The organism is Methanospirillum hungatei (genome assembly GCF_020216685.1).
In the GTDB taxonomy this organism is placed as follows: Archaea; Halobacteriota; Methanomicrobia; order Methanomicrobiales; family Methanospirillaceae; genus Methanospirillum; species Methanospirillum hungatei_B.
This window is the reverse complement of sequence record NZ_JAIWNS010000099.1, coordinates 1-10,000: the sequence shown is the minus strand read 5'-3', so window position 1 is coordinate 10,000 and position 10,000 is coordinate 1. Positions and strand designations below refer to the sequence as shown.

Sequence of the window (10,000 nt, the reverse complement as noted above, 5' to 3'; positions counted from 1 at the left end):
TCTCACCGCCGGAGAGTTCATGGGGAAGATGATTCTCCCTATGTGAAAGTCCCACCATCTCCAGAATCTCCCGTGCTCTTGATTCATCAACCGGTTTTTTACTGAACGTTAACGGGAGGAGGATATTCTCCTTTGCATTCAGGGTCGGGATGAGAAAGAACTGCTGGAACACAAATCCTATCTGTTCTCTCCTGATCAGGACACGCCGGCTTTCAGGAAGCGTCGTGACATCGGTTCCGTTGATGGAGATAATTCCGCCGGTTGGTGTATCAAGACAGCCCAGCAGGTTGAGGAGTGCAGTCTTTCCGGATCCGGAAGGCCCGACTATCGATACAAATTCTCCGGCATTCACGCTGAGACTGACTCCCCGGAGTGCATGCACCTCTTCGGCACCACGTTTGTACACCTTGGCAAGATCAGAAACTGCGATAACGGTCATGATATTTCACTCCTCATGGCTTCCATAGGTGATTGTCTGGCAGAGCGAATCGCCGGATACATACTGCATACCAGCCCGAGTATGACTGATAGTCCGATACAGAGGAGTGCCATAACCGGATCTGCTGCTATCAGACTACCTGAAGGAGCATAAGGGACGTTTTCCCTGATGAAGGATTCAATAATCCCTCCTCCAAGCAAGGCAAGAAGAACTCCCGCTACACCCCCGAGGAAGGTTACAACCAATGTCTCTAATATAACCAGCCTGATGATATCATGAGATCGGGCACCAATCGCTTTGAGCATCCCGAATTCTTTTGTCCGTTCATGGACCGACATGAGCAAGGTATTGGTGATTCCAAATGCGGTGATCACGAGGGTTACGACAATCATTGAGAGCAGGAGTGTCCGGGCAGATCCGACGATATTGAGGATTGTGCCGGTAATCTGGGTCATCGTGACCACCTGCATATCGGGGATCTCTTCAATTCTATCCGCCACCATCCCGGAACTTCCGATATCATCGGCGAGGACGGCTATCGTAGTAATTTGCCCCTCTTTTTGAAATACCCGCTGTGCTTCATTGAGTGGAACAAAATGGAACTCATCCTCCTGTCCTCCGGATGTATCCAGTATCCCGATGATCTCGAAAGGCTCTTTTTTTGGCCCAAAGGGGAGCATCTGTCCGACCTTCAGTTCTTCTTTTTCAGCAAGTCCTTTTCCGACAACCATCACCTTCTGCTCGCTATCTTCGAAGAATCTCCCTTCAATCCTCCAGTATGGTCGGATGGACCGCATTTCTGATCCCACGATCCCATAGAGAATATGGGGAGATCCGTTTACCATGAACTGATGGAGAAGGATCGGGGTGGCGAGGGATACTCCTTGAGTATTTTTTACCAGTGAAAGGTCTGACTCATTCAGATACTTGGGGATAACTCCTCCATGCATGATGAGACTGGCTGCCTCATAGGGGCATCCTTTCGGGACTGCAAGCATATGAATGCCGAGGCTGTCCACATCCTTCATAAGTTCCTGTTCATATCCTGCCTGGAATGCCAGTAAGGAAAACAGGACCGCCACAGCCAGAGCGATTCCGGCCATGGTAAGGATGGTTCGTATCCTCCGGCGCTGAAGGTTTCGGAGAGCAAAAATAAAAAGATTCATGGATAGGTGGTATCCCCGATAATGACCTGGCTCCCGGTTACATAGACATCACCTTTCATGGAAACCTGGCCTATTACCGTGGCTTTTTTACCCATAGCCGGGGGGATCACGAAATTGTTAGCCCGCAGGGTTACGTACAGATCTCCGGTATCATCAGATATGATAAACCAGCATCCTGATCCACATTGTGATGAAATCGTTCCATGAATGGTGACGTTTTGTCCCACATAGGTTTCTGGATCTTCCAGAATGGTCCCTATCTGTACCTGATTCAAATCTTTCTGCTCAATCGTTTCTGCGAAAGTGATTCCTGTCAGACAAAGGATTAAAAATATTGCGAATGTTGCATATTTCATACATCTTTTCATCATTCATTCCTCCTGTAGTACGAAGGATGATTCGGATGAAAATGGGGTTTTTCATCCATCTCCGTCCGCTATTGTTAGCATTGGAATTGTGAATATATACCTGTTCTAATCAGAAGAGCTACATGAAGAAAAAATGTCAGGAATTGAGATTATGAGTGATGGTTTGTGCATCCCATCCTGGGTAATATCTCCTGTATTTTCCATCTGCCTCCTGCCTGATGATGCCTGCCTGTATCAGGGGAAGTATGCTCCTCGATATCACCGGGCCTGATACTCCCAGTTCTTTCGCAACATCCCCCCGGGTGATTCCTGGGTTTTCCCGGACTACCCCTATGATACGTGCCGGTCCATCCTGATGACACCAGGAAAATAACTGTTGCTCCTGGGATGAATATGTTCCATGGTTCTCAAAATAATGCCTGTTATTTCCTACAAGGCAAACAGAGATCTGACCTGCACTCTGAATCTGATCTAAGTGATATTTGATCGTATGTTCATTCAGTCCGCTCAATTTTACCAGATCTTTTCGCTCAAGTCCGGGGTTATCTCGTATCAGGTCATAGAGAAGTTTTCGAGCAGGATGATCAAGAACATTTTTCTTAGTGATTTTTCGATACCCTCTGACAACAAACGTTCTGACCCGTTCGAGTACACCCGGAGCGGATGTCATCATCCGATGATGCATGCAGGAACATGCATTCTGGGCCATCGAAGCGGGCATGGAATTGCAGGAACAATGTCCCGTACCAGAAGCTGTCTGTCCGGATGCTTCTGAACACGGTGAATTCATGCAGCAATTTGTTCGCTGGATAGATACTGTGGGTTGTAACCCGCCTGCTATCCAGATATGAGAGGAGAGGAGAAATGCCACCAGAAGGAGAGCAGGAAATTTCATGGGTATTTATCTGACTCGCAAGAATAAATAGTTTCACGATTGTGAATCTTTATCTTGTTGACCATCATGAACTACTGAGTACTACCTGTCGGGAGGGAGAAAACCTTCCGCCTGATTCGTGATATATCATGAGTATACAAAAAAAAGCCCTTCTTGTCCTTGGATGCCCGGAAGTTCCCATTCAGATGGCACTCGCCCTTTTTAGCGGGTATTATCTTGAAAAGGATGGATATGAGGTCACTACTGCCGGAAACCCATCGGTGATGAAACTTATCAAAACGTCAGATCCCGGTGGACATTATTTGCGAAGACTGGTTACCCTTGAAAAGTGCATTGAGGGGATTACTGACAGGAATGGCCAGTATGATCTCTGCATCTGTTTTGCCCATAATGACGCAGGAATATCATATGCAGCCACCATGCGGTATCTTCTCGCTGAAATCCGTTTTATCACACTTGTATTTGGCAGGAACGCAGAAGAATTATCTGGGAGTATCGAGTTTGATGGCGAGAAGATTGTCGAGCCCGCAGTTCACAATCCGGTCCCGATACGGCGAAAGCTTCAGGAGGTGATGGGATGGGGTGTATCGAAGAACTTACCTACGACATCATAGAAAAAGGACTCAGTTTTCCTGAGTCGAGGTCATATATCGAGAAAAAATATTCTGAAGTGTATCATATCATGCCCGGTACCAAAATCTTTGGTGATCCCCTCATAGGGCCTCCTCCGATTGCCATTGGTATTGAGGGTGACAGAGTAGTTTTTCCCTATGTGAAACCATGTCACGGAACTTTTCTTCTCTCCATAGAAGATCCGGATGAAGCCCTTCGGATCCGAAAGATCGCAAAATTCGCAGGAAGAAAAAAGTAAAATTTCCTCATTTTTTCTTATTTTGCATCGTTCTTATAGTTTTGTAAATCAGGGAAACTCACTTTACGTTCCCGTTGATAGTGATGGTTATTTCCTCAACCGGTATCTTTTGCTCTGAAAGATGGATTGCCTGGTTTACGACAGAGCTGACTCCGCTGCAGCAGGGGACTTCCATATGCACGATGGTCACTGAATGAATTGCGTGTAATCTGCATATCTCTGCAAGTTTATCGATATATTCGTCAATGTCCGCATCAAGTTTCGGACAGAATATGAGAAGGATCTTTCCTTTCAGGAAATCACGATGAAAATCTGCATATGCAAACGGAACACAATCTGCTGCGATAAGAAGGTCGGCATTATCAAAATACGAGGCATGAGGATGTATCAGCCGGAGTTGAACCGGCCATTGCTGCAGTTCTGACTCTGTCCGTGCATCTGTTTGTGTTCCTTTTTTCTCATGAGGTCGTGGAATGGTGTGCATCGCAGCCCCCGGACATCCTGCCCTATTCCCATGATGTGGGCCGTGTTGCGTATTATGGTCCGGGACCTGAATCTTCTGGTCCTGTAGGAAAGATATGGCCTGACGATAGAGTTCATGCTCGCCATGGGTCCGCAGATGGTCCAGATGAGCGGCGATAACTGCGGGTCCCTGATTTATGATATTCTGCATGACTGCTCTTTCATCATATGGCTCTGCCTCCCGCTCGATCACCCGAATGGCCCCTTCCGGACATGTACCGATACAGGCGCCCAGACCATCACAAAAAAGATCTGAAATGAGACGGGCCTTTCCTTCAATAACCTGAAGTGCTCCTTCTGGACAGTCAGGGATACACTGACCGCAGCCGGTGCAGGCGTCTTCGTCAATAGTAATTATTTTTCGCTTCATGTGTTCTCCCTCTCCTGGGGCGCATGGTACAGGAATTATGCCCCCTTCTATGGTATATGTCTCCTTGAAGCACAAAAAGCAAGAAGTTTCCTTTTGGATATTACCTTTCAACCGGTATATCCTAAGATTTTGGTATCACTCCCTGATATCTGCATGATGTGAAGTCAGGAGAGTAACGATCAATTATCTGCCTCCCTTTTTTTGATGAAATGCGTTATACATCTCTTCTCCGACACATTCCTTTGCATATGTACACCACTGAATGCAGGAGAGCGTGTCATTGAAGATGACAAATCCACAGTTCCCACATGGAACCTTTGTGTCATTTGAGAAAATTTCGACTTCCTCTCCACATTTCGGACATTTCTTTATTGTTAGTGTGGGAGTCTTGAGGTCCTTTACTCCCGGACATGTATCCAGAATCATCATCTTTACCTATTCATTTCCAATGAAACGATCTCTCCGGGGTGATCAGAGGACACAGTTTTTGCAATCCTGTTCACCACAGGGGATATTATCTATCTTCCACTTCAGGGCCCATCGCTTGATATCCCGGATAACTTCGATGAGCTCTGCACCACTCTCTGTCAGGGTATATTCACACCTGACCGGAAACGATGTTGCATCTACGTTCTTTGTAATGATGCCTTCATCTTCGAGTTCTTTGAGCCGCTCTGACAGGATCTTCGGGGTGATATCAGAGAGGGCCTCTTTTAATTCAGAAAACCTGCGGGTATAATTTTGGCCTTTATACAGCTCCAGGATGATAAGGAGTGTCCATTTTTTGAGCAGGTATTTCACAGTCATGTTGACCGTACAGATCTCATGCACAGTATACTTTCTGAAACTCACAACTATTAATAAGTTGATATACAATTAATACTTCGTAGCATTTCCATACAGGAGAACGATACCCATGTTTTGTTACCAGTGTGAAGAGACTGCCCGGGGGACCGGGTGTACGGTGAAAGGGATCTGTGGGAAGGAAGATCATACCGCAGGTGTGCAGGATGTGCTCATTTATCTCTGCAAAGGGATTTCAGTTCGCAACATAGCAGCGAGAGCGAAGGGAGCAGAAAACAAAGACGCAGGGGCATTCATTACCGAAGCACTCTTTGCAACCCTGACCAATACGAATTTTGATGATGAACGGCTCAAAGCGCTTATCACCCAGGCCATCGCCATCAGGGATGCCCTCCCGAAAGCCGGAGAGAACGAGCCAGATGCCTGCACCTGGACCCCGAAGAGTGATGCTGACATTGCTGCAAAGGCGAACGAGATTGCAGAACTAGCCAATGTAAATGATGATGTGCATTCACTCCGGGCCATGGTTGTCTTTGGTCTGAAAGGTGTCGCTGCATATTATCACCATGCTGAGATGCTTGGGTTTACCGATGCGGCAATAACCGACTACATGCAGAAAGGCCTTGCATCAACGGTGCAGGATCTTCCTGTTGACAAGATGATCGCAATGGTGTTCGAATGCGGGGAGGTAGGTGTCAAGACACTTGCCCTGCTTGATACCGCGAACACGAAGACCTATGGAAATCCGGAGATAACGTCGGTGAAGACCACGGTTGGAACAAACCCTGGAATTCTTATCACCGGACACGACCTTCGTGACATGGAGCAGCTCCTTGAGCAGTCCTGGGACAGCGGGGTTGATATCTACACGCATGGCGAGATGCTCCCTGCACATGCATACCCGGCATTCAAGAAGTACACGCATTTGATCGGGAACTACGGATCATCCTGGTGGCACCAGAAGGAAGAGTTTGATACCTTTCATGGTCCCATCCTGGTCACGACGAACTGTATCGTGCCTCCCAGGGATTCATACATTGACCGGGTATACACCACCGGTCCGGCAGGGTATCCGGGCACCACATACATCCCCAAGAAGGCAGACGGAACCAAGGACTTCTCTGTGATTATCGAGCATGCAAAGAGATGCCAGCCCCCAGAGCCGGCCAAAACCATCGGTCGCGACCTCATCACCGGTTGTGCCCATGAAGCCGTTCTTGCCCTTGCCGGAACGGTAATTGACGCGGTAAAGAAGGGAGATATCAAGAAGTTCGTGGTAATGGCCGGGTGTGACGGGCGTCAGTCTGAGCGCCAGTATTACACGGACTTTGCACGGGCCCTGCCAAAAGACACTGTCATCCTGACCGCCGGGTGTGCCAAGTACCGGTATAATTTCCTGGACTTGGGTGACATCGGTGGTATCCCCCGGGTGATTGACGCCGGTCAGTGTAATGACTGCTACTCACTGGTGGTCATCGCTAAGGCCCTGGCAGAAGCATTCGGGGTTGGTATCAACGAACTGCCGGTGGTCTTTAACATTGCCTGGTATGAACAGAAGGCTGTCCTGGTCCTCCTTGCCCTGCTCTCCCTCGGGGTAAAGAATATCACGCTCGGCCCGAAACTACCCGGCTTTGTCTCTCCTGGGGTGCTCAAAGTCCTGGTTGACAACTTTAATATCAGAAAGAACAGTACCGTCGAAGAGGACATGAAACGAATGGTTCCGGCCTGATACCAATCACGGCCCCAGCCAATATCTTTCATCATCCGGATGTGTAGAACCTCTATACTCCGATTCATCCCTGAGTGAAAAGAATAAGTGCCCGAATGTCAGTACCCTCATCATTCTCCCCCGGTGAAGATCATGGAATTCAATTCAGATACCCTAAAAAAAACTGAAAAAAGCGGTACGAAGCGTGACGAGCTTCGTGGAAAAGTATTAACCCTGAAAGATCTTGTCGATTATCAGGATGGTACGGTCGCCAGCCGGATGATCGTGAATACAAAGGCAGGATCCATCACTCTCTTTTCATTTGATGAGGACGAAGGGTTATCTGAACACACCGCCCCATTTGATGCGGTTGTCACCATTCTTGACGGTGAATGTGAGGTATGGGTTCAGGGTGTGACGTACCAGATGAAGGAAGCAGATACGATCATCTTCCCAGCCGGGGTTCCCCACGCCCTGAGTGCGATAACCAGGTTCAAGATGTCCCTGACAATGATCCGGGAGAAGGAATCATGAGTGACGAGAAGGATGGCGTGTATTGTAAGGTCTGTGGGGGGATTATCCCACAGGATACGAATATCGGTTCAATTCTGGTGGATGGAAAGCCGACGGGAATAAACCAGCTTGACTTTATCATCGATGAGGTCGCAGCTCTTCATCTGGGAAGTGATAGTGATATCAGGAATGAACTGGTGAAACGAGCAAAAGTACTCAACTACATCCCGACGAAGATGACTGAGAGATATGCTGATGCCCTGTTTTCGGTGTACAAAGAACGAAAGCCAAAGGTGTGATTCATATGGAATTATATGAGTGCTCAATATGTGGTTATGTGTATGATCCGGCAAAAGGAGACCCTGATAATGGTATTGAACCAGGTACGTCCTTTGCTGACCTCCCGGATGACTGGCTCTGCCCGATCTGTCAGGAGGGCAAAGAAGTCTTTGAAATGATTTAATCCTCTTATTTTTTATGGGATGATGTGGTATATTCTGGCGGTTTTCGATTATCTATTACCTCAGCGGTATACCAGATGTGTTCATGGATTGAACCTAAGGAAAGAGTATGCCTCATACAAACGAGAATGAAATAGGCCTGAACCATTCCGGTTCAGTGAACAAAATTCGGAGCTCTTCGGGTATATGAAATCAACTGTACTCCTTTCTCCGGGACCTTCGTCGTAGGATATACTATTCTTTATCGGGGAATTCTTTTTCAATTCTATGCCATACCATGCCAGGTGCCATATATGTACGTGGTAAAAAAGAAACGAACATCAACATGTACTGATGGATCGAGTATCTATGAATATACCTTGAGTGATCCGGTAGACAAGCCCTTTCTTGCTATCCTGGAAACGTTTGGAAAAATTGAGAAGAGAGAATTAGGAGGGCTTTTGATGTTTACTTTTCGGAAAGAAGATTGGTTTACTCTGAAAGGTATGTCTGACGATACTATCGTGTATACTAATTTTAAGAGTTCATATGCAAAATCAGCAGAAGATTTTATAGAAAGTCTTCTGAAAACTTATAATCAACAGAGAAAATCAGAGTAGAACAATGTGACTATTCAGGATGAGGGCTTGAGAACCTCATCCATGCTTCCTGAACGGTATCCTTTCAGATCAAGGGTAGTATATGAAAACCCGATGTTTTTAAAGAACGAGTGAATCTGCTCCCGGTGTGAGATGATTCTCTCCATCTCTTTAGGGAGCACTTCGATTCGGGCAATCGCTCCATGATGCCTGACCCGTGCCTGGGTTATTCCGATGTCATGGAGCATGTCTTCTCCCTTTTCAATCATTCGCAGTTTCTCTCCGGTTATCTCTTCCCCATACGGTATTCGCGAGTACAGACAGGCGGAGGATGGTGTATCCCAGAAGGGAAGATCCCTGCTTTTGGCAATCTCCCGGATATCCAGTTTGGTAATCCCTGCCATGATGAACGGGTGAATAACACCACAGGAGCTGAATGCTTCAATGCCTGGACGATGTTCTCCAATGTCTGATGCGTTCGCACCATCCGCGATATACGTGCAGCCGGTCTCGTCAGCGATCTGCTGAAGGATAGGATAGGTTCCGAGTTTACAATGCCTGCACCGGTCATGGGGGTTTGTTCTTTGTAACTCATAGGATAATGGCACACCTTCGCGGACGGTGAGGGGGATTTTCAGGTATTCTGACTGGTTTATTGCTGCTTTTACGGCTCTCCGGGGAACTTCCGGTCCGTCCACGAGGACACAATGCATATTCTCGGCTCCGATAGTCTCCTTGGTAATGACCGCAAGCAGGGTACTGTCAACTCCTCCGGAGTATGCGATGAGGAGTGGCGCATGTTCTTTGATTATGCTTTTCAAACCCTGTATTTTTTTATTTATGTCCATAATATGCACCGAATATTCGTTCCTTATTTGGCTGGAGATCCTTTTGCTAGTTCTTCTATGAGTAGATATCATTTCCCTTGGGATATCGTCGTGGTGTACATATTATCCGGAATAGGAAAATAACTCGGTCGAGAGGTACCGTTCACCGGTATCAGGAAGAATCATTACAATCACTTTTCCTGCATTTTCAGGTCTTTCTGCTCCTTTCAGAGCAGTCGCGTGGGCTGCTCCCGAAGATGGACTGGCAAGAATATCCTCTCTTTTGCAAGCCTCCTTGCCATCTCAAATTCTTCCTCGCTGGCGATTGACTACCGCCAAGAACTGTACGGTATGCAATTCGACGGTTAAAAGCCAATGCGATGCTTAAGGAACGATTAAGTTTCAGTGATGCTCGTCAGAGCTTGTACAGCATCGCGGGATCAGGTCAGGCAGCAATCATACGATAGGAGAAAAGGGA

Annotated in this window: 14 protein-coding genes and 1 pseudogene; 6 read left to right on the top strand and 9 right to left on the bottom strand. The window is 47.2% G+C overall.

Annotated features, from left to right (window positions below; genetic code table 11):
• The 4 genes from LDL35_RS05970 to LDL35_RS05955 all read right to left on the bottom strand — a co-directional run.
• The coding region (locus tag LDL35_RS05970) for an ABC transporter ATP-binding protein (protein ID WP_304020417.1) at nucleotides 1-439 on the bottom strand (439 nt) is incomplete at its 3' end.
• Nucleotides 436-1,605, bottom strand: coding sequence for an ABC transporter permease (locus LDL35_RS05965; RefSeq protein WP_304020415.1), 1,170 nt, complete (start codon nucleotides 1,603-1,605; stop codon nucleotides 436-438). The genes LDL35_RS05965 and LDL35_RS05970, both read right to left, overlap by 4 nt.
• Entirely contained in the window at nucleotides 1,602-1,961 is a 360-nt protein-coding gene (locus tag LDL35_RS05960; protein ID WP_304020412.1) for a hypothetical protein, read from the bottom strand. Before LDL35_RS05960 ends, LDL35_RS05965 begins: the two co-directional genes overlap by 4 nt.
• Before the next feature lie 148 nt (nucleotides 1,962-2,109).
• Nucleotides 2,110-2,868: a winged helix-turn-helix transcriptional regulator gene (locus LDL35_RS05955; protein ID WP_304020410.1), complete on the bottom strand. Its 759-nt coding sequence runs from the start codon at nucleotides 2,866-2,868 to the stop codon at nucleotides 2,110-2,112.
• Nucleotides 2,869-2,996: 128 nt separating this feature from the next.
• On the opposite strand from LDL35_RS05955, the gene LDL35_RS05950 reads away from it, so the two are divergent.
• Both LDL35_RS05950 and LDL35_RS05945 read left to right on the top strand, forming a co-directional pair.
• Nucleotides 2,997-3,482: a DUF1890 domain-containing protein gene (locus LDL35_RS05950; protein ID WP_304020408.1), complete on the top strand. Its 486-nt coding sequence runs from the start codon at nucleotides 2,997-2,999 to the stop codon at nucleotides 3,480-3,482.
• A complete protein-coding gene (locus LDL35_RS05945) occupies nucleotides 3,446-3,739 on the top strand; it encodes a DUF1894 domain-containing protein (protein ID WP_304020403.1) in 294 nt (97 codons plus the stop codon). Before LDL35_RS05950 ends, LDL35_RS05945 begins: the two co-directional genes overlap by 37 nt.
• A 58-nt stretch (nucleotides 3,740-3,797) precedes the next feature.
• Here LDL35_RS05945 and LDL35_RS05940 read toward each other — a convergent pair whose 3' ends face one another.
• The 3 genes from LDL35_RS05940 to LDL35_RS05930 form a co-directional block, all read right to left on the bottom strand.
• Nucleotides 3,798-4,631, bottom strand: a complete 834-nt coding sequence (locus LDL35_RS05940) for an ATP-binding protein (RefSeq protein ID WP_304020401.1) — start codon at nucleotides 4,629-4,631, stop codon at nucleotides 3,798-3,800.
• Nucleotides 4,632-4,814: 183 nt separating this feature from the next.
• Nucleotides 4,815-5,060 carry a hypothetical protein gene (locus tag LDL35_RS05935; protein WP_304020399.1) on the bottom strand — a complete coding sequence of 82 codons (246 nt, stop codon included), beginning with the start codon at nucleotides 5,058-5,060 and terminating at the stop codon, nucleotides 4,815-4,817.
• A 42-nt stretch (nucleotides 5,061-5,102) separates the two neighbouring features.
• Complete coding sequence (locus tag LDL35_RS05930) at nucleotides 5,103-5,462, bottom strand: helix-turn-helix domain-containing protein (RefSeq protein WP_304020397.1); 360 nt, start codon at nucleotides 5,460-5,462, stop codon at nucleotides 5,103-5,105.
• 85 nt (nucleotides 5,463-5,547) lie between these two features.
• Here LDL35_RS05930 and hcp point away from each other — a divergent pair, with 85 nt between their 5' ends.
• The 4 genes from hcp to rd all read left to right on the top strand — a co-directional run bounded on the left by hcp (nucleotide 5,548) and on the right by rd (nucleotide 8,119).
• Nucleotides 5,548-7,164: a hydroxylamine reductase gene (gene hcp / locus LDL35_RS05925; protein ID WP_304020395.1), complete on the top strand. Its 1,617-nt coding sequence runs from the start codon at nucleotides 5,548-5,550 to the stop codon at nucleotides 7,162-7,164.
• A gap of 132 nt (nucleotides 7,165-7,296) precedes the next feature.
• Nucleotides 7,297-7,677: a cupin domain-containing protein gene (locus tag LDL35_RS05920; RefSeq protein WP_304020393.1), complete on the top strand. Its 381-nt coding sequence runs from the start codon at nucleotides 7,297-7,299 to the stop codon at nucleotides 7,675-7,677.
• Nucleotides 7,674-7,955 carry an NAC family transcription factor gene (locus tag LDL35_RS05915; protein ID WP_304020390.1) on the top strand — a complete coding sequence of 94 codons (282 nt, stop codon included), beginning with the start codon at nucleotides 7,674-7,676 and terminating at the stop codon, nucleotides 7,953-7,955. Before LDL35_RS05920 ends, LDL35_RS05915 begins: the two co-directional genes overlap by 4 nt.
• Nucleotides 7,956-7,960: 5 nt before the next feature.
• Nucleotides 7,961-8,119: a rubredoxin gene (rd, locus tag LDL35_RS05910; RefSeq protein ID WP_304020383.1), complete on the top strand. Its 159-nt coding sequence runs from the start codon at nucleotides 7,961-7,963 to the stop codon at nucleotides 8,117-8,119.
• A 611-nt stretch (nucleotides 8,120-8,730) separates the two neighbouring features.
• Here rd and larE read toward each other — a convergent pair.
• Nucleotides 8,731-9,516 carry an ATP-dependent sacrificial sulfur transferase LarE gene (gene larE, locus LDL35_RS05905; RefSeq protein WP_304020381.1) on the bottom strand — a complete coding sequence of 262 codons (786 nt, stop codon included), beginning with the start codon at nucleotides 9,514-9,516 and terminating at the stop codon, nucleotides 8,731-8,733.
• 129 nt (nucleotides 9,517-9,645) lie between these two features.
• Nucleotides 9,646-9,780: pseudogene (locus LDL35_RS15285) on the bottom strand (cysteine synthase A); the annotation flags it as partial.
• Nucleotides 9,781-10,000: the final 220 nt, after the last annotated feature.

Excerpts from the sequence above, each read along its gene's own strand:
- LDL35_RS05950 (WP_304020408.1), top strand. The coding sequence starts at position 2,997 with ATGAGTATACAAAAAAAAGCCCTTCTTGTCCTTGGATGCCCGGAAGTT.
- hcp (WP_304020395.1), top strand. The coding sequence starts at position 5,548 with ATGTTTTGTTACCAGTGTGAAGAGACTGCCCGGGGGACCGGGTGTACG.
- LDL35_RS05960 (WP_304020412.1), bottom strand. The coding sequence starts at position 1,961 with ATGAAATATGCAACATTCGCAATATTTTTAATCCTTTGTCTGACAGGA.
- LDL35_RS05915 (WP_304020390.1), top strand. The coding sequence starts at position 7,674 with ATGAGTGACGAGAAGGATGGCGTGTATTGTAAGGTCTGTGGGGGGATT.
- LDL35_RS05935 (WP_304020399.1), bottom strand. The coding sequence starts at position 5,060 with ATGATGATTCTGGATACATGTCCGGGAGTAAAGGACCTCAAGACTCCC.
- LDL35_RS05920 (WP_304020393.1), top strand. The coding sequence starts at position 7,297 with ATGGAATTCAATTCAGATACCCTAAAAAAAACTGAAAAAAGCGGTACG.
- LDL35_RS05940 (WP_304020401.1), bottom strand. The coding sequence starts at position 4,631 with ATGAAGCGAAAAATAATTACTATTGACGAAGACGCCTGCACCGGCTGC.
- LDL35_RS05955 (WP_304020410.1), bottom strand. The coding sequence starts at position 2,868 with ATGAAATTTCCTGCTCTCCTTCTGGTGGCATTTCTCCTCTCCTCTCAT.
- LDL35_RS05965 (WP_304020415.1), bottom strand. The coding sequence starts at position 1,605 with ATGAATCTTTTTATTTTTGCTCTCCGAAACCTTCAGCGCCGGAGGATA.
- rd (WP_304020383.1), top strand. The coding sequence starts at position 7,961 with ATGGAATTATATGAGTGCTCAATATGTGGTTATGTGTATGATCCGGCA.
- LDL35_RS05945 (WP_304020403.1), top strand. The coding sequence starts at position 3,446 with ATGGGGTGTATCGAAGAACTTACCTACGACATCATAGAAAAAGGACTC.